Raw genomic sequence first — 17749 nt, 5'->3', positions numbered from 1 at the left:
TCACCGGTCGTCGGACATCGCAAGCGCGACAATCATCAACACGATCGCGGGTCCGGTCTTGACCAGAGCGCCGAGCGGTTCGATCCAGAGCGCCGGCGTCAGGATCGCGGTCCCGAACATGTAGCCAACGGCGACCACGATGCCAGCGACCAGCCCGATCCGGGATGTGCGGCGAAACGCGATCAGCAGCCCGACCGCGATATCCGTCAGGCTCGACGTAATGACAAACGCGTGCGACTGGCCGCCTGGAAAGCCAGAACGGGCCATCATGTCGAGCGCATCGTCATAGGCGACCGTGATCGCGATCAGCCCCGAGACCAGCCAGAACACCGCGAGCACTGTGATGATCAGCGCCTTGAGCAGATAAAGCCGCGCGAACCAGCGATTCTCCACCGTCGCCGGACGCTCGTTCAGCACGGCATCGAGCGAACGCGGCGCAATCAAGGTATCGGTCATCCAGCGCGCAGGATCGCCGACCACGCCGCGTCGCAATTCGGCAATGGCGGTCGAGCGCATCGGCGGCGACCAGCCGAGCCATGACGACAGGTCGCCGGCTTTGGCGCCGAGATCGATGATGAATTCCGGCATGCGAAGCCGCCACGGCCAGATATCGCCGAGCCATCGGCGCAAGCGGACAATCACACTTTCCAGGCTGTGCGGTTCAGGATGCATCAGGTCGTAGACCGCCGCGGAGGGCTCGCCCGGCTTCCAGCGTTCGGCGAGAACCGCCACCGTCTCGGCGATATCCTCCACCGCGACATAGCGGAATGGCCGTTCGGCCAGAGCCGTGGGAAGATCGACCGGCAGGGCCGCGAGCGAGCGCAGCATGGCGCTGCCGCCGTAAGGCGCAGGCGCGAGCACCATGCCGGGCCGCAGGATCGCATGCGGCAAGCCGGATTCCACGATCAGCCCGTCGGCACGCCGCTTGCTCTGCGCGAATGGCGTGACATCGCCGCCGGGCTCGCCGGGGATCGAGGTGTGGATCAGCAGCACCGGCCGCCCGACCGCGCATAACGCCGCGATCAGCCGCTCGATAAATCCGTCATGCGACTCGTGGGTGGACTTTCCCGGCTGGTCCTGCAGCACGCCGACGCAATTCAGCACGATGTCGGCGCCGCTCTGAGCAATCAGCGCCTTAAGGCCGAGAACGTCGAGGCTGGCGATCGGTGTCTCGCGCGCGGCATCGCCGAACATGTCGCGCTGGGCCGACGAGAAGTGGCGCGCCGCTGCGGTCACTTTCATGCCGCGACGGATCAGGTCGGCGGCGACGAATTGCCCAATCAGGCCGCCGGCGCCGAGGATCAGGATATGCGTCATCGCATCACCATAAGGTTTCACTGGCGCGCTGCGGCCACGCCTTGTCGTAAGCCTCGCCGCCGACCCGCGCCGAGGAGATGGCGGACAGGATCTGCCCCGCACTCGGAAGCGACTTGGGATCGACGTGCCGCTGTGGATTCCAGAGGTCGGAGCGGATGACCGCCCGCGCGCACTGGAAATAGACCGACTCCACGTCGACGATGAGCACGCTGCGCGGCGGCTTGCCGTCTATCCTGAAACTGTCCAGCAGCGCCGGCTCGATCGAAATCCGGGCGCTGCCATTCACCCGCAAAGTGCCGCCAAATCCAGGAATGAGGAACAGCAGCGCGACCCGCGGATCGGCGAGGATATTGCGCAGCGAGTCGATCCGGTTGTTGCCGTGGCGGTCCGGCAGGATCAGCGTTTTCGGATCGGCGACCCGCACGAAACCCGGGAGGTCGCCGCGCGGCGAGCAATCGAGGCCGTCCGGCCCGGCGGTGGCGAGCATCGCGAACGGCGATGCCGCGATGTAGCGCGCATAATCCGGGGTGATGTGGCCGGTTTCCTTCACGATCGCGGCCTCGGCGGGCGTGCCATAGATCGTTTCGAGCTGTTCGATCGTGGTGACCGTGGTCATCGCCGCCTCCGGAACGCGCCTCGGTGATGCAGGTAGCACGCCATGGACCGGGGAGAAATATGCGTGGCCGTCATGCTGGCAGCGCAAGCCCGAGCCAGTATGGGCAAAAGACGCATGGCCGCGCCCGCCGGTTACGACTAGCCTCGCAGCCTCAACGTGAAAGGATCAGTCCCTTGTCGGACAAAGCCGCAAACGTCGCCATCACACCCGCAACATATGCCCGCTACGCGCAGGCCTTTCCGACCCTGACTGCACAGGAAATCGCGCGGCTTCACCGTTTCGGCGAAGTGCGTCGCTTCGGCGATGGCGAAGCCCTGTTCCTGACCGGCCAGCCGCGCGGCATGCACGTCATCCTGTCCGGGCATGTGGTCGCCAGCCAGCGCGACGGCCTCGGCCATGTCACGCCAATCGTGGATTTTGGCCCGGGCCAGTTCATGGCCGAGGTCGGCTCGCTGGCGGGAGACCCGTCGCTGCTTGACGCGCATGCCGAAGGCGAGGTCGAGGCGCTGGTGATTCCGCCCGCCGGTCTGCGGCAATTGCTGATCGCGGAAGCCGAGCTTGGCGAGCGGGTCATGCGCGCCATGATCCTGCGGCGGGTATCGCTGATCGAGAGCGGCGCCGGCGGCGTCGTTCTGATCGGCGCGCACAGCGCCGTCGACGTGGTGCGGATCGAGAACTTCCTCACCCGCAACGCCTATCCGCATCACCTGCTCGATCCCGCGACCGACCGCGAAGCGCAAGACGTCATCGCCCGCTATGCCCCGCAGCCGAACGACCTGCCGCTGGTGGTGACGATGAACGGCGACGTGTTGCGCAATCCCGACGACAACACGCTCGCGCATGCGCTCGGGATGCTGGAGAAGATCGACCCGGACAAGGTCTATGATGTGGTCGTGGTTGGCTGCGGCCCCGCCGGTCTTTCGACCGCGGTCTATGCGGGCTCCGAAGGCCTGTCGGTGATGGTGGTCGAACGCAGCATGTATGGCGGACAGGCCGGCGCCAGCGCGCGGATCGAGAATTACTTCGGCTTTCCGACCGGCATTTCCGGCATGGCGCTGGTCAGCCGCGCCTTCGTGCAGGCGCAGAAATTCGGCAGCGAGATCATGAACCCGCTGGCGGTCACGCGGCTCGACTGCTCGCAGCCTGACGGACCATTTCGCCTCGATACTGACGGAGGCCGTATCCAGGCACGCGCGGTGGTGATCGCAAGCGGCGCGCGCTACCGCCGGCTTGAGGTCGACAATCTGGGCGATTTTGAAGGCCGCGGCGTCTGGTACTGGGCCTCGCCGATCGAAGCGCGGCTATGCGCGAACGAGGATGTCATGATCGTCGGCGGCGGCAATTCCGCCGGCCAGGCCGCGGTCTATCTCGCCGCGCATGCCGCGACGGTGCGGATCGTCGTCCGTGGCGCCGGCCTCGCCGCCACCATGTCGCGCTATCTGGTCGATCGGATCGCGGCTGCGCCCAATATCGAGGTGATACCGCACACCGAAGTCATCGGACTTGCGGGCGATGGGCGGCTCGAGCGCGTGCGCTGGCGCAACCGCAATACCGGCGAGGAAGACGAGGCGGCGGTCGGCAACCTGTTCCTGTTCATCGGCGCCGCCCCGGCAACCGCCTGGCTGGCCGATTGCGGCGTCGAACTCGACCGCGCCGGCTTCGTGGTGACCGGCAAGGAATGCTCCGCCGCTCATGGCGAAAATCCGCTGCAATCGAGCATTCGCGGCGTGTTCGCGGTCGGCGACGTACGCTCCGGCTCGGTCAAGCGGGTCGGCGGCGCGATCGGTGAAGGCGCGCAGGTGGTGGCGGCGCTCCACCGCTATCTCGGCGAACGGAGTTCGTGACACATGACCAAGCAATGCACCCATGGCAGCTTTATCCGCAAGGTGACACCGAGTGCGCTCGGCTGCGAGGAATGTATCAAAATTCCCGGCGCATGGTGGGTGCATCTGCGCCTGTGCCGGACCTGCGGTCACGTCGGCTGCTGCGACGACTCGCCGAACAAGCATGCGACCAAGCATTTTCACGCCACGCAACATCCGTCATCGAGGGCTACGATCCCCCGGAAGGCTGGGGCTGGTGCTATGTCGACGAAGTCTTCCTCGATCTCGGCGATGACGTGACGCCGCAACGCGGTCCGATCAAGCGCTTTGTGCGATAGGACGCGATCGGATCAACTTGCGCGTATCGCCGAGCCGCGGCGCCGGTCGTGCTCGGTCTCGAAATAGTGCTGGCGCTTGGCCTCCAGCATCGCAAGATCGGCGCGCTTGACGACGAATTCGAGCCGTTCGCCATGGCCGGCAGTCGCGACCCCCATCGACAGGCTCAGCGTCATATCCGGGTAGAAGGTGTTGTTGATCGCGATCAGGTCCTGGATGGTCTGGATCAAGGCCTCACCCGCCACTTCGTCGGTCTCCGGCAGCAGGATCGCAAATTCGTCGCCGCCGACCCGGCAGGCATAGGCCGGCTTCTCGACCACCGAGTTCAGCACCTCGCCCGCGCGCCGCAACAACGCGTCGCCGGCGGCGTGGCCGGACTCGTCGTTCGCATTCTTCAGGCCGTTCAGGTCCGCCATGATGATGGTGATCGGATGCGGCCCCTTGCGCTCCAGCCGGTTCAGCTCGTCGACATAGAACGAACGATTGTACAGCTTGGTGAGCACATCATGCGTGCCGAGATATTCGAGATAGGCTTCAGCCTTCTTCCGCGCGGTGATGTCGGTCAGCGCAACCTGTACCAGCGACCAGTCACGTTCGCTGCCGGGCAGAACGGAAAATTGCAGCAGCAGGTTCAGCTTGGTGCCGTCGAGCGCGTAGTTCACCACCTCACGTAGCTGGAACAGCTTGTTGTCCCACAGATCGATCAGTTGTTCGCGGAAATGCGTTTCCATGTCGTCGCGGAACACATCGGGCAGCGCCCTTAACAGCGCCGCCTTGTCGGACGCGCCGAACAACTCCAGGGTGCGGCGGTTTACGTCGAGAACGCGGATCTCGCTGAGGCAACGCGTCACGAATTCCGGATGCACGTCGGTGAACACGCGAAAGTCGGTGATGCCGCGTTCGCGGATCTCGTCGAGCAGCTTCTTGACGCCGGAAAAATCCTCGACCCACAGCGACACCGGCGAATGCGCGAACAACCCGAGGGCATAATTCTCGCTCGCGGTCATCTTCCGGCGGGCATTTTCGCGATCGGTGACGTCCTCGATCGCGATCAGCACCCGCTGCCAGCTGTCCTCATGCCCGGGCAGGATGCGGCCATGAAGCTGAATGTCGAGCCGCTCGCCGGTGAGGGTATAATTCGCGGTGTGGCTTTGGAACGTGGGTTTGCCTTCCCACAGCTGCACCAGTTCCTCGACATGAGCCGTCAGCATGTCGTCGCGCAGCACCGTGTCGAGATTGGCCACCAGATGGTCTGCGTCGTTCGCCCGATACAGCGACAGGGTCTTGCGGTTGACCTTGATCAGCCGGATGCAGGCAGAACATTGCTTCACCCGCGACAGGTCGGCCGCGAAATGCGCACGCAAGTCAGACACGCCGTCGGCGCGCCATTGATCAAACAGCGCCTTCAACGCGCTGTAATCCTCCAACCAGAGCGACACCGGCGCGAGATCGAACATCTCGGCATCGTCGTTGACGTGCGTGTGCTGAACGTTGTCCACGGGGTGATTGGCCATCCAAAACCTGCGGAAGCGGGCGATTTCAAATCGCGAAATTCGTCCAAGTATATGTGATTCCCGATTAGCAAAGCGTGTCTGCCCGGCTACGCGCAATTAACCGTTTTGACACCATGCCCGGGGCTCGGGTCAGCGTCTTTTCACGAAAAGTATCGGTAAATTTTGAGCAGCCGCCGCTCATCAATGTCCCATCTCACACCGATGCTTTGAGCTACGTCAAGTATCCGACCGCGGCCGCCACTTAGCCTGTTTCGTAGGGAGAAAACGGCCATGACAACAATTCGAAGCATTGCGCAGCCCTCCGTGCATGAGGGAGAAGTCGGCGTCCACTCGCTCGATCAGTTCGTGCTCGCAGTTCCCGACCTGAAAACGGCGGAACAATTCTACAGTGATTTCGGGCTCGATGTTCGCAACGCGCGTCACGGCCTGGAAGTGTTCAGCGCCGGCGGCGATCACTGCTGGGGACGTATCGTCGAAGGCCAGAGCAAACGGCTGCATCATCTGTCGTTCGGCTGTTTTGCGGAGGACCTGCCCTACTTCCAGGAACGCATGGAAGAGAATGGCGTCGAGATCCTTGATGCACCGCTCGGGCTGGAAAGCAACGGGCTGTGGTGCCGCGATCCGGCCGGCCTGCTGATCGAGATCAAGGTCGCCCCGAAAGTGTCGCCCGATCGCAAGATGAGCGGGACCTGGTCGTCGTCGCCGGAAGGGGTGATGGGCGCCTGCGCACGCGTCAAGGCGCCGGTGGTGCGGCCGCGCCGTCTGTCTCACCTGCTCGCCTTCACCACCAATGTCGACGAGGCAACGACATTCTATTCGCGCGTGTTGGGCCTGCGGCTGTCCGACAGCACCGGGCTCGCGGCCTTCATGCATTCGATCCATGGCAGCGACCATCACATCCTGGCCTTCGCGCAGGCAGACGCGCCGGGGATGCATCATTGCAGCTGGGACGTGGCCGGCATCGACGAGATCGGTCTCGGCGCCATGCACATGGCATCGAAAGGCCACACCAAAGGCTGGGGCCTCGGCCGCCATGTGCTCGGCTCGAACTATTTCCATTATGTCCGCGATCCGTGGGGCAGCTTCGCCGAATATTCCGCCGACATCGATTACATCCCGGCGACCCAGCTCTGGGAGGCGGGACGCTACGACGACGAGGACTCGTTCTACCTGTGGGGTCCCGAGCCGCCGGCGGATTTCACCACCAATTACGAAGCGCGGAACTGATCACCGCGTTTGCCCGGTATTGATCCCGATCAAGGTCAGGAGCGCGGCAACGGGCCTAATGGGCAGCATGAAACCGCGCTTCAAGCTGCGTCATGCTGTGGTCGGATATGTCGTCGCGCTCGTCTTTGCATTCAACGGGCTGCTGGCGAGCGTCATCGACGCAAGCATGGCCTCGGGCGGGAGTTCGTTTGCCCTGATCACCTGCCTAGGCGGGCCAGCGCCGGGGCAACAAGTGCCGGGGCAACAAGTCCCGGGCCAGAGCGACCACGCAGCGAAGTGCAGTTGCAATCTGAATTGCTGCTGCGCCAGTGGCTCGCTCGCCCGCAATGGCAGCGAGATCGACATTCAGTACCCTGCGTTGAGCACCGCATTCCTGCAGCGCGCACACGCGCCGGTCGTTCGCGACCTCCGCACCGGTCATCCGCTGCATCTGCGCTCGCCGCCGGCGATTACCGCCTGATCCGAACTGCCTCGATCCGCCTTTTTACGGGCGTGGCGCAGCACCGAAGCGATCGCACCACCTGCCTGTTCCATTCGTAGGTAAATTACCAATTTTGTTACAAACGGCACGAAACCTGCATCGGGGAGGCTGTGAATCCTCGTAGCCGGGAAGATCTGCCATGCGCTGTCGCGTACCGACGCTTTCTGCACTGATATTAGTCATGCTGGCTCTTGCGTTGCCTGCAAGCGGCGCAGCGGCACAGACCAAGCTGCGCATGGTGCTGGACTGGAAATATCAGGCCCAGATGGGGCCGTTTTTCCTGGCCGCGGATCGCGGGTATTTCAAGGACGAGAACCTCGAGGTTTCGTTCGACCAGGGCGAAGGTGCGGGCGCTGCGGTGCCGAAGATCGCAGGCGGTCTCTACGACCTTGGCTTTGGTGGCCTGGACTCGGTCGTCATGCTGAGCGCAACACGTCCGGCCGAAGCACCGGTGGTCGTGTTTCAGGTCTATGCGCGCGCGCCCTTCGTCATCGTCACGCGCTCGGACAGCCCGATCAAGACGCCGAAGGATCTGGAAGGCAAGACCATCGGCGGTCCTGCCAATGACGGCGCGTTGAAGCTGTTTCCCGCCTTCTCCAAGGCCACGGGAATCGACGCGAGCAAGGTCACGATCACCAACATGGCCCCGAATCTCAGGGCGCAGATGCTGATGCGCGGTCAGGTCGATGCGGCTTTCGCATTCCGCACTGCGATCTATATGGACAACAAGCTGATGGGCGGCGATCCCGACAAGGACCTGCGGTTCATCGCCTACGAAGATCACGGGCTGGATCTCTATTCCAACGCCATCATCGCGTCCCGCAAGCTGGTCACGGAAAATCCGGAAGCGCTCCGCGGCTTCCTGCGCGCGCTCAATCGCGGCATCAAGGACACGGTTGCAGACCCGGAGGCTGCGGTTCAGGCGGTCATGAAGCGTGAGCCGTTGCTGAAGCCGGACATCGAGCGCGAACGACTTCAGTCGATGTTCAAGAACGACATCAACGCGACCGAAGCCGCGAAGATCGGGCTCGGCGATGTCGACGACGACCGCCTCAAGCGCACGATCAAGATCGTCGTGGATGCAAACGGGCTGCCGCGCACGCCCGCGCCAAACGAGGTCTTCGATCGCCGCTTTCTTCCGCCGACGGCCGAGCTGATCCGCAAATTCTGACAAGACCGAAGCGCGACCGCCGGACAATATTCGGCCGTTGTGCTTCAGTGCGCTGCCTCGCGCCCATTTCTTCGACCAGGAGATGACACAAACGTGCCCGCCAATCACGACACAAACGATTCCGCTGCGGTTTACCGGGAGCAAGGTCTCGGCCAACGCATCGGCTTCGGCACAAACCCGGCCGTCCTCATCATCGATATGCAGCACGACTTCTGCGACCCGGATGCACCGACGACGCTCTGGCCGTCAATCGCGACGACCTATGAGCCTATCAACCAGCTGGCCGCAGCCGCCCGCGCGCGCCGCCAGCCGGTCCTCTACACCCAGGGCCTGGTCGCTGCCGACGGATCGTCCGCGGGACTGTGGCGCTTCAAGCAGCGCTATCACGCCGAGGGCCGCGTCCAGATCGAAGGCAGCCGCGGCGCAGCGATCATCCCGGAAGTGGCGCCGCAGCCCGGGGACAGGGTCATCAGCAAATGGCGGCCCAGCGCGTTCTTCCGGACCGACATCGAGGTTTTTCTGAATACCATGGGCGTGGACACGCTGCTGCTCTGCGGCAGCAGCGTCAGCGGTTGCGTCCGCGCCACCGTGACGGACGGTTTCATGCGCGACATCCGCTGCATGGTGGTCCGCGAATGCGTGGCCGACCGGACGCCCGCCGTCATGGAAGCAAACCTGTTCGACATGGACCAGAAATATGCCGACGTCGTGACGGTTGCCGAGTGTCTCAGTTACCTTGAGGGTTTTCCGCTCAGGAACTGAATATCGCCGGCGCCGCTGAGGACAGGCGACGCGCGGTCAGGACTGAGCCGACTGAACAATTCCGCAGCGCTTGCTCGTAAAACGGCGTTGTCTGACGCCGGTTTACGGTTCCTCCACCCTGTTTTCTCGACGCCACCAGCCGCTAACCATCTGGTGGGCAGGCTCTGCCACTCTGCGCCGCGACATGTCCGGTGCGAGTCGCGAATGCCTGAATCCAGAGAAATCCTGTCCCAGCATCGCCGCTGGCTGAAGACGCGCTTCGCTTTCGGGCGCAAGCGCCTCGACTACAGCATCACGAGCAAACAGGACGCGAGCCTGCAGGAGACGGTCGGTTACGACACGATCGCCCCGCGCTCGTCTTATGTGACCGTGACCGACCCGGACCGCGACCTGCGCTGGACGCTGTTTGTGTTCAGCGGCCTGGCGCTGTTCGCGGCCTTCCGTGCAAACGCCGATCCGCTGATCCTGTTCGCGCTCTATGGCGGCGTGACCTTCGCCGCAGCGGCTGTGCTGATCCTGACCCGGAAATGGCGCAACGTCGGCTACACCGCTATCCCGGCCGGCACCTTCAACATCCTCGTCCTCGACGACAGCCAGCACGACATGATCGTCGGCAAACTCGAGTCATGCCGCGCGGAGGCACTGTTGCGCGGTCTCGCATCGCCCGATGGCCTGACGTTGCGGACCTACCTGCGCCGGCTGCGCTGGCTGGTCGAGAACGGCGTGATGACGCGCGACGCCTTCATGCAGCGGCAGACAGCCCTGCTGCCGCAGGCCACGAAAAGCTTTCTGGCAGACGAGCCGGCCGCGTCCGCGCCGCTGACATTCACGCAGCGCCGGCTCGCGACCCGCATCGACCTGACGCTCCACGCCACGCATTTTGTCTATAGCCGGCGCACGCTCTTCAATGGCAGCGAGCGCTTCACCATGGAATACCGCAACCTGCGCGATCCGGCGATGCACGAGGAAACCGACCGCCAGATCGAACTGGCCGTGATCCTGTTCCTCTGGGTCGGCGCCGTCATCGTCACCTGGGGAAGCGCGATTCAGCACGGCCATCCGGCGAACTATTATGTCGGTGGCATCGGGCTGCGGCGCGCGATCGCGGATTTCGGGCCGATGCTGCTGTTCGCGCTCTGCGCCGCGGCGCTCATCCCGTGGCTCACCCAGTTGCGGATCGCGCGGCCATGGCCCGGTGTTCCGCTGATCCGCGACGGCCAGTACGAAGAGATCGTGTCCGCCATCGCCGACCGGCGCCTCATTGCGCTGCGTGCGCTCGCAAAACCCGACCCGCTGCTGCATCCGCAGGAACAGGTCCAGTTGCTCGACGAATTGCACGAGAGCGGCGCGCTCGATGACGAGGAACACAGGCGTGCGGTCGGCTTGGCCGAGATCGCATTCGGCGATCCGGCGCTGGACGAGCCGGTGAACGACGAGCCGGCGCCGGCGAGCGAGCGGGTTTTGCACTGAGCCTGCCCTTTTATCGCCGCGCGACTCCGCCCATATTGCGGGGGCATGCCGAAATCCCCCGACAAGCCGAAAAAGCCCAAGGATTACGCACGTCCGACCCGCGCCAAGGCGCACCGGCCGGACGCGCCGAAGCACGATCCGGCGCTCGACGATCTGCTCAATCCCGGTATCGGTCGCGGCACCGCTGGTTTGGGCTCGGGAACCGGGCTCCAGCCGCCGCCGGATAATTCCTTCGACCGCCGGGCAGACCGGCGCAACGAGCATACCGCGCGCAGTTCCACGCCGGACGCATTCCGCGAGAAGCCGCAATCCGGCTATGTCGCGCGCTCGCCGTTCGAGGGCCCGCCAGTCTCAGGCCTCGATCCGGCGCTGGCGAAGGAGCTCGGGCTCGACGTCGACGAGGATGCGCCGCTGCCCGGTTCCAGCGTAGGCAAGCGCCGCGAAAAGAATCCGGACGAGATCGATCTCGGCCGCGGCGTCACCGGCGCATCCGCGTCCAATGCCGCGCTGGAACATCTGCTGCGCACCGGACGCCCGGAATTCGCCGAACAGGCCTGGATACCGCATCGTCCACCCCGCCCGGACAAATCCGAAGGCGGGCTGCGGCTTGAGATCAAGAGCGAACTGCAACCGAAGGGCGACCAGCCCGCCGCCATCGCCGAACTGGTCGACGGCGCCAACCGCCACGACCGCACCCAGGTGCTGCTCGGCGTCACCGGCTCCGGCAAGACCTTCACCATGGCCAAGGTGATCGAGGCGACGCAGCGCCCGGCCCTCGTGCTGGCGCCGAACAAGACGCTGGCGGCGCAGCTCTATGGCGAGTTCAAGAGCTTCTTCCCCGACAATGCGGTGGAATATTTCGTCTCGTATTACGACTACTACCAGCCGGAAGCCTACGTCCCGCGCACCGACACCTATATCGAGAAGGATTCCGCGATCAACGAGCAGATCGACCGCATGCGCCACTCGGCGACGCGCGCTTTGCTCGAACGCGACGACGTGATCATCGTCGCCTCGGTGTCCTGCATCTACGGTATCGGCTCGGTCGAAACCTATTCGGCGATGACCTTTTCGCTGAAAAAGGGCGGACGCATCGAGCAGCGCCAGCTGATCGCCGACCTGGTCGCGCTGCAATACAAGCGCACGCCGGACTTCTCGCGCGGCACCTTCCGCGTGCGCGGCGACACCATCGAAATCTTCCCGGCTCACTATGAAGACCGCGCCTGGCGTGTCTCGCTGTTCGGCGACGAGATCGAGAAGATCGCCGAATTCGATCCGCTCACCGGACGCGAGACCGACGAGCTGAAATTCGTCAAGATCTACGCCAATTCGCATTACGTTACGCCGCGCCCGACGCTCATCCAGGCGATGAGTTCGATCAAGGCCGAGCTGAAATGGCGTCTCGACCAGCTCGTGAAGGCCGGCCGCCTGCTGGAAGCGCAGCGGCTGGAGCAGCGCACCACCTTCGATCTGGAAATGATGGAAGCCACCGGCTCCTGCGCCGGCATCGAGAATTATTCGCGCTATCTCACCGGGAGGAAGCCCGGCGAGCCGCCGCCGACCCTGTTCGAATATGTCCCCGACAACGCCATCGTGTTCGTCGACGAAAGCCATGTCACCATACCGCAGATCGGCGGCATGTTCCGCGGCGACTTCCGGCGCAAGGCGACGCTGGCGGAATACGGCTTCCGCCTGCCGTCCTGCATGGACAACAGGCCGCTGCGCTTCGAGGAATGGGACGCGATGCGGCCGCAGACCATCGCGGTGTCGGCGACGCCGAGTTCGTGGGAGCTCGATCAATCCGGCGGCGTGTTCGCCGAGCAGGTGATCCGCCCGACCGGCTTGATCGATCCGCCGGTCGACATTCGCCCCGCGCGCACGCAGGTCGACGATCTGGTCGGCGAGGTGCGGGCCACCGCGCAGAAAGGCTACCGCTCGCTGATCACCGTGCTGACCAAGCGCATGGCCGAGGACCTCACCGAATATCTGCACGAGCAGGGCATCCGCGTGCGCTACATGCATTCGGACATCGACACCATCGAGCGCATCGAGATCATCCGCGACCTGCGGCTCGGCGCCTTCGATGCGCTGGTCGGCATCAACCTGCTGCGGGAGGGCCTCGACATTCCGGAATGCGCGCTGGTCGCGATCCTCGATGCCGACAAGGAAGGCTTCCTGCGCTCAGAGACCTCGCTGATCCAGACCATCGGCCGCGCCGCGCGCAATGTCGATGGCCGCGTCATCCTCTATGCCGATCAGGTCACCGGATCGATGGAGCGCGCGATGGCCGAGACCGGCCGCCGCCGCGAGAAGCAGGAGGCCTATAACAAGGAGCACGGCATCACGCCGGAATCGATCAAGCGGCAGATTTCCGACATCATGGGCAGCGTCTACGAGCGCGACCATGTGCTGATCGACACCGGCGACGGCAAGGGCGAGTTCGGCGAAGCCGCGACCATCGGCCATAATTTCGAGGCGGTGCTGGCCGATCTCGAAACCCGCATGCGCGAGGCCGCGAGCGATCTCGATTTCGAGGAGGCGGCGCGGCTGCGCGACGAACTCAAGCGCCTGCGCGCCACCGAACTTGCGGTGATGGATAATCCGACCACGAAGCGTCTTCCGTCTCCCTCCACCTCCGGGGGAGGGTCGCGCGGCAAAGCCGCGCGGGGCGGGGGCGCTTCGCGCGTCGATCCTTACTCCCGCCCGCACAAGCCCACCCTCGATGAAATGGGCGTGGCCTCCTATCACGAGGTGCTGCCGGATCGTCCGGGCAAGGGGAAGCGCCGCGGTGGCGGCGATGCCCCCCATTTCCCCGATCTCGACTCCATGGGACCCGGCACCGAATCCGTGCCCTATCGCGAGGGCGCCACGCCACCGAAGCGCCAGGGCGACGGCCCGCGCTCCAATGCCGGCAAGGCCGGCCAGCGCGGCGGCTGGAGCAGCAAGAAGTTCAGGAAGTAGTCGTAGCGGCGTGCTTACCCGGAGCGCGCAATGCAGGCGCCGCAAAGCCGGTGCGCTCCCTCTCCCCGCCTGCAGGGAGAGGTGATCTGCGCATGCCGCACAAGCCTTTGACGCCGCATGACTTGGGCCGCCTGCTCGCGTAAATCGGCATGATGCATCTCGCTCTCGCCCTCCCCTGCCTCGCCCTCCTGCTCGCCGCATCTGCCACTGATGCCGCACCTAAAAAGCCCGATCCGGTCGTCGCCTGCACCGGCCCGTTCGCGAAAAGCATCACCCATGCGAGCCTGGTGAAAGCCTTCGGCAAACGCAACGTCGCGATCGAACGCGTCGGCATTGGCGAAGGCGAAATGCAGACGGCGAGCGTGATCTTTCCGCGCGACAAGGCCCGCCGCATCGAGGTGCTGTGGATCGACGAAAAGCGGCGGCGCAATCCGTCGGAGATCCGCACCGGAATCGAGTCGACGTGGCGCACCGGACACGGCATCCGCCGCGGCATGACGCTCTCCGAAGTCGAGGCGCTGAACGGACGGCCGTTCGAACTCTGGGGCTTCGGCTTCGATTACGGCGGCACCAGCCTCGACTGGAAGGGCGGCGCGCTGGCGACGCAAGACGGCGGCTGCACGCTGACGCTGCGCTTCACGATGCGCGAGGGGGCGGACAATGCCGGGGTTTACATCGGCGAGCAGAGCCTGATGTCGGACAGCGAGGCGATGCGGAAGGCCGACCCGGTGGTGGATGCGGTGGGACTGCGGTTTGGGGAGTGAGGGGGATTATCATGGCACCTTGGGCAACGCAGTTTTTTGATCCTACCCTAGCTAAATTAACGCCAGCATTTCGAACCCTCGAAGCTCGAGTGCCACCCCCGACGCGGGTGCCATGGAGGGATGGGTTTGTATTTAGATATACCGAGCAAACAGTCCACCAAGCCGTAATTCAAAAACTTGCTAGAACACTAAGTGGTCTCCGCGCCATTCAGATTCTATTGATGCAAGGACTTTTTCAAGAGCAGGGAATTGTTCAGCGGGCGCTAGATGAAATTGGAGAAGACATATTATTTCTGTGCTTTGGTATAATTTATTGCGAGCACACGCACCGGCATGAAGAATACTTGGACTACTTCTATGCAGAGGAGTTTAGTGACCCGACCGACGCTATGAACTCGCACAAGAGCAGAGGCATGGTGTCCCGTGACAAAATCCGAGCTTACATTAACGAAAAACTTGGAGCGGATTCATCGAGGGCCAATATCGCTGGCAAGATTATCGCAAAAGCGTATTCCGGTTTTGTCCACGCTGCCTCGCCGCATATAATGGACATGCGGGGGGCGCGTTCCCAGGTTCGACATCTTGGGCGAGTTTGCCGAGCTTAGGAAGGACGAGCACGCTGACGATGCTCTTAATTATTTCCTTCGCGCACTCCATAGCATGGCAATTGCGGCAAAAGCGTTTGGTGACGATCCTATGTTTCTCGAATTGAAGAATTGTGTGTCGGAGCTTGAGGAAAAGCTGCTGCTCAGAAATGCGTAAGCCAGTCCGACAATTTCGCGCCTCTCCTTGACAAAATTCCTATAGTATAATATTCCCATTTTCACCTCGCTCATCGAGGGGCGCTCTCGCGAGGCGTCGTCTGAGCGGAGTGAGGTGCGGCGCCCTGCGGGCTGGCTTCGCAAGCCGGCACCCGGGCGGCGTCCGGGGCTCCGCCCGGGGTCACTACGGACCCCTGCCAGGAGCTGGCTGACGCCATGCGTAGGTTCAGACGCATGGAGGCAAAGCGCGGCCCGGCGCCGATAAATCGCTGCCAAGGACAAGTCCCGGACGGCGCAAGCTTGTCTGGGGCGGCGCGCCGAGAGGCGGCTGCGCACCCGCAATGGTGCGCGGCATTCAGGAACGGCCCTGCGCCTGTCGGCGCGCCGTCCGCCCCTCTTCTCCCCTTCGCGATGCGCGCGGCATCGTGAGGACGATCCGCCGTGGCTGTTTGAGATCTGAATCCGTCGCTTCACCCGTCACCCTGAGGTGCGCGGCGAAAGCTGCGCCTCGAACGGCAACGGCCGTGCATCCTTCGAGGCTCCTCGCTGCGCTCGTCGCACCTCAGGATGACGGCACAGAGAGCGCTGCGCACGTCGACCTCAGGATAACGGCAAAGAGACCGCGTTCGCGCGTCGCATCTCAGGATGACGGCGACAGAGCGCGCGCTCGTCGCACATTGGGAAGCCACACAGCAAGACGGCCCCGCTCGCGCGAGGCCGTCCTGTATTCCCGGTTCAACCGTATCAGGCGAGCGTTAGCGGCAGACCCGGCGGGTCTTCACGATCACGCGGCCGCCGGGCGTCACGGTGCGGGTCTTCATCACGCGGCACGTACGAGCATTGGCGCGGCGCCAGTTGCCGTGACGATGCACGCCGGGAGCGGGACCGACGCGGACGCCGACACCATGTTCGCCGGCGCGGATGTTCACCTGCGCATTGGCGGGCGCGGCAACGGTGAGGGCAGCAAACGCCGCGGCGATCAGGAACAGTTTCTTCATGGTTCGTCCTCTGGGGTTTCTGTACCCGCGGGAAACGGAACGCGCCCGCCATCGTTCCGAAGCGTCGCGGCATTTATTCTTTCCTTTGTGAGGAACGATGAACGCCTGAGTGACCGTTCATCGGGGCGATCCGCGGCTCGATGGCACGCGAGCGTGATCGCGTCGGGCGCAGGCCTGCGATGACTCGCCTGTGGCGCTGCGTTAGCCTTCGCGCAACCCGACCGGAGCCCCCGCCATGCGCCGCCTGCTCGCCGCCGCGTTCTGCCTCGCCAGCACCGGGGCTTTCGCCCAGCCCGTCATCTTCGCCGATCTGGAAGGCCTGACGCTGGAGGCGAACTGGATCGAGGCCATGACTTACAGGCCGGAGAAGGAGAAGACGCCGCGCAAGACCACGAGCCCGCGCCAGGTGACGCTGGCATTCGGTCCGAACGGCGCGATCCAGCACAAGCTGGTCCGCGTCGCCGGCAAGAATTCGCGCACCGAGAACCGGCAGATGATCCTCGGCAAGTCGCAGCCGACCGGCATCGGCTTCGTGCGCTGGGCGCTGGAGGACGGCAATCTGGTCTATATCGAGACGCTGTATTCCGGCGCGCGGCGGCTGGTCGTCAGCCTCGACCGGCAGGACGGCAAGCTGACCTGCGCGATTTCGGCTTTGGTGGCGCGCGAGGGCGACAAGCCGGTGCTGACGCTCAGTCTCGCCAATGACAGCAAGGTCGAATTGCTGGACGTGAAGGCGACCGGCGGCGACTGCACCATCGGCAAGCCGTAACGGCGCGGCTGCGCGGCGGTTACGCTTCGGCCGGCGCGACGGTGGCGCTCTGCCCGCTCCGCCTCAACGCATCGGCAACAAAACCGGTGGCCTTCATCTCCTCGACGAAGGCACGCAGATAGCGGGCACCGATCGCGCGGGTGGGCTTGGTCCCCATCGCCTGGCGGATCTCCATGAAGCTGTCGGGCAGCAGCCGAAGGTCCGGATTGGTATCGGCATATTTGCCGATCAGCTGGCGCACGCCGCCGATGGCGTCGAGCTTTTCGCGCGCGAACAGATCGGGCAGCGACGCGGCGTCCGGCGGCGGCAGGCGCACCAGTTCGGCATGCTGCAGCGTGCGGGTGAGATACAGGTCGTAGGCCGATTTCGGTGTCACCAGGATGCGCCGGCCCGGCGCGTCGAGTTCGGCAACGGACTTGTATGGCGCGTCCTTGTGGACGAGATACGTGCCCTCGATCAGCACATACGGCGCGGTGAAGGCGATCTCCGCGGCGCGGACCGGCTCGATCGCAAGGAACGCCACGTCCCAGGCCTGCGGATCGGGCGGCACCGCTTTCGCGGCGTCGAAAACGCCGCCGGCGCCGTCAAAGGACACGAACCGAACCGGCACACCCAGGCGGTGGCCCAGTTCGCGAGCGAGATCGGACGCGGTACCGCGCGGCGCCTGTTCGCTCTCGCCACGCTGCGCCAATACGCCGTTGCCGTAATTGATCGCGGCGCGCAGCACGCCGGCCGGCGCAAGGTCCTTGACGGCGTCGGCCGGGGTCATGCTCATGAGG

At 64.3% G+C, this 17749-nt stretch carries 15 protein-coding genes and 1 pseudogene; 11 read left to right on the top strand and 5 right to left on the bottom strand.

Features of this window, described 5'->3' with window-relative positions; genetic code table 11:
* Together AC5I5I_RS22405 and AC5I5I_RS22400 are read right to left on the bottom strand one after the other, a co-directional pair.
* The gene (locus AC5I5I_RS22405) at positions 1–1317 is read right to left on the bottom strand and encodes an SDR family oxidoreductase (RefSeq protein ID WP_495976761.1); all 1317 of its coding nucleotides are present in this window, start codon (positions 1315–1317) and stop codon (positions 1–3) included.
* Positions 1318–1321: 4 nt separating this feature from the next.
* Positions 1322–1933 carry a pyridoxamine 5'-phosphate oxidase family protein gene (locus AC5I5I_RS22400; RefSeq protein ID WP_495976759.1) on the bottom strand — a complete coding sequence of 204 codons (612 nt, stop codon included), beginning with the start codon at positions 1931–1933 and terminating at the stop codon, positions 1322–1324.
* A gap of 59 nt (positions 1934–1992) precedes the next feature.
* Between AC5I5I_RS22400 and AC5I5I_RS22395 the strand changes: the two genes are divergently transcribed.
* Positions 1993–3777: an FAD-dependent oxidoreductase gene (locus AC5I5I_RS22395; protein ID WP_495976757.1), complete on the top strand. Its 1785-nt coding sequence runs from the start codon at positions 1993–1995 to the stop codon at positions 3775–3777.
* Positions 3778–3780: 3 nt separating this feature from the next.
* Positions 3781–4094 (top strand): annotated as a pseudogene (locus tag AC5I5I_RS22390) (UBP-type zinc finger domain-containing protein).
* Positions 4095–4106: 12 nt separating this feature from the next.
* Here the strand turns inward: AC5I5I_RS22390 and AC5I5I_RS22385 are convergent.
* On the bottom strand, positions 4107–5606 hold the full coding sequence (locus AC5I5I_RS22385; protein WP_495764912.1) for a sensor domain-containing diguanylate cyclase: 1500 nt from the start codon (positions 5604–5606) through the stop codon (positions 4107–4109).
* A gap of 270 nt (positions 5607–5876) precedes the next feature.
* On the opposite strand from AC5I5I_RS22385, the gene AC5I5I_RS22380 reads away from it, so the two are divergent.
* From AC5I5I_RS22380 to AC5I5I_RS22345, 8 genes are all read left to right on the top strand, one after another.
* Positions 5877–6833 (top strand): VOC family protein, encoded by a 957-nt coding sequence (locus tag AC5I5I_RS22380; protein WP_495764913.1) that lies wholly within the window; start codon positions 5877–5879, stop codon positions 6831–6833.
* Between the two features lie 67 nt (positions 6834–6900).
* Positions 6901–7293: a hypothetical protein gene (locus AC5I5I_RS22375; protein WP_495976755.1), complete on the top strand. Its 393-nt coding sequence runs from the start codon at positions 6901–6903 to the stop codon at positions 7291–7293.
* Between the two features lie 202 nt (positions 7294–7495).
* Positions 7496–8485 carry an ABC transporter substrate-binding protein gene (locus AC5I5I_RS22370; RefSeq protein WP_495976753.1) on the top strand — a complete coding sequence of 330 codons (990 nt, stop codon included), beginning with the start codon at positions 7496–7498 and terminating at the stop codon, positions 8483–8485.
* Between the two features lie 93 nt (positions 8486–8578).
* The gene (locus AC5I5I_RS22365; RefSeq protein WP_495976751.1) at positions 8579–9247 is read left to right on the top strand and encodes an isochorismatase family protein; all 669 of its coding nucleotides are present in this window, start codon (positions 8579–8581) and stop codon (positions 9245–9247) included.
* 204 nt (positions 9248–9451) lie between these two features.
* Positions 9452–10717, top strand: a complete 1266-nt coding sequence (locus tag AC5I5I_RS22360; RefSeq protein WP_495976749.1) for a hypothetical protein — start codon at positions 9452–9454, stop codon at positions 10715–10717.
* Positions 10718–10762: 45 nt separating this feature from the next.
* Positions 10763–13678, top strand: a complete 2916-nt coding sequence (gene uvrB / locus AC5I5I_RS22355; protein ID WP_495976747.1) for an excinuclease ABC subunit UvrB — start codon at positions 10763–10765, stop codon at positions 13676–13678.
* A 149-nt stretch (positions 13679–13827) separates the two neighbouring features.
* On the top strand, positions 13828–14442 hold the full coding sequence (locus tag AC5I5I_RS22350; protein WP_495976745.1) for a hypothetical protein: 615 nt from the start codon (positions 13828–13830) through the stop codon (positions 14440–14442).
* Positions 14443–15024: 582 nt separating this feature from the next.
* A complete protein-coding gene (locus tag AC5I5I_RS22345) occupies positions 15025–15204 on the top strand; it encodes a hypothetical protein (protein ID WP_495976744.1) in 180 nt (59 codons plus the stop codon).
* Positions 15205–15958: 754 nt separating this feature from the next.
* On the opposite strand, the gene AC5I5I_RS22340 is transcribed toward AC5I5I_RS22345, so the two are convergent.
* On the bottom strand, positions 15959–16201 hold the full coding sequence (locus AC5I5I_RS22340; RefSeq protein ID WP_495976742.1) for a hypothetical protein: 243 nt from the start codon (positions 16199–16201) through the stop codon (positions 15959–15961).
* Between the two features lie 235 nt (positions 16202–16436).
* On the opposite strand from AC5I5I_RS22340, the gene AC5I5I_RS22335 reads away from it, so the two are divergent.
* The gene (locus tag AC5I5I_RS22335; protein WP_495976740.1) at positions 16437–16970 is read left to right on the top strand and encodes a hypothetical protein; all 534 of its coding nucleotides are present in this window, start codon (positions 16437–16439) and stop codon (positions 16968–16970) included.
* 19 nt (positions 16971–16989) lie between these two features.
* Here AC5I5I_RS22335 and AC5I5I_RS22330 read toward each other — a convergent pair whose 3' ends face one another.
* Positions 16990–17745 (bottom strand): type 2 periplasmic-binding domain-containing protein, encoded by a 756-nt coding sequence (locus AC5I5I_RS22330; RefSeq protein WP_495976738.1) that lies wholly within the window; start codon positions 17743–17745, stop codon positions 16990–16992.
* Positions 17746–17749: the final 4 nt, after the last annotated feature.

This window comes from Pseudorhodoplanes sp. (assembly GCF_059499825.1).
This window is presented reverse-complemented; position numbering and strand designations above follow the sequence as displayed.

Coding starts and splice junctions, on each gene's coding strand:
- AC5I5I_RS22340 (WP_495976742.1), bottom strand. CDS start 16,201: ATGAAGAAACTGTTCCTGATCGCCGCGGCGTTTGCTGCCCTCACCGTT.
- AC5I5I_RS22370 (WP_495976753.1), top strand. CDS start 7,496: ATGCTGGCTCTTGCGTTGCCTGCAAGCGGCGCAGCGGCACAGACCAAG.
- AC5I5I_RS22380 (WP_495764913.1), top strand. CDS start 5,877: ATGACAACAATTCGAAGCATTGCGCAGCCCTCCGTGCATGAGGGAGAA.
- AC5I5I_RS22385 (WP_495764912.1), bottom strand. CDS start 5,606: ATGGCCAATCACCCCGTGGACAACGTTCAGCACACGCACGTCAACGAC.
- AC5I5I_RS22400 (WP_495976759.1), bottom strand. CDS start 1,933: ATGACCACGGTCACCACGATCGAACAGCTCGAAACGATCTATGGCACG.
- AC5I5I_RS22375 (WP_495976755.1), top strand. CDS start 6,901: ATGAAACCGCGCTTCAAGCTGCGTCATGCTGTGGTCGGATATGTCGTC.
- AC5I5I_RS22335 (WP_495976740.1), top strand. CDS start 16,437: ATGCGCCGCCTGCTCGCCGCCGCGTTCTGCCTCGCCAGCACCGGGGCT.
- AC5I5I_RS22360 (WP_495976749.1), top strand. CDS start 9,452: ATGCCTGAATCCAGAGAAATCCTGTCCCAGCATCGCCGCTGGCTGAAG.
- AC5I5I_RS22405 (WP_495976761.1), bottom strand. CDS start 1,317: ATGACGCATATCCTGATCCTCGGCGCCGGCGGCCTGATTGGGCAATTC.
- AC5I5I_RS22350 (WP_495976745.1), top strand. CDS start 13,828: ATGATGCATCTCGCTCTCGCCCTCCCCTGCCTCGCCCTCCTGCTCGCC.
- uvrB (WP_495976747.1), top strand. CDS start 10,763: ATGCCGAAATCCCCCGACAAGCCGAAAAAGCCCAAGGATTACGCACGT.
- AC5I5I_RS22395 (WP_495976757.1), top strand. CDS start 1,993: ATGCGTGGCCGTCATGCTGGCAGCGCAAGCCCGAGCCAGTATGGGCAA.
- AC5I5I_RS22330 (WP_495976738.1), bottom strand. CDS start 17,745: ATGAGCATGACCCCGGCCGACGCCGTCAAGGACCTTGCGCCGGCCGGC.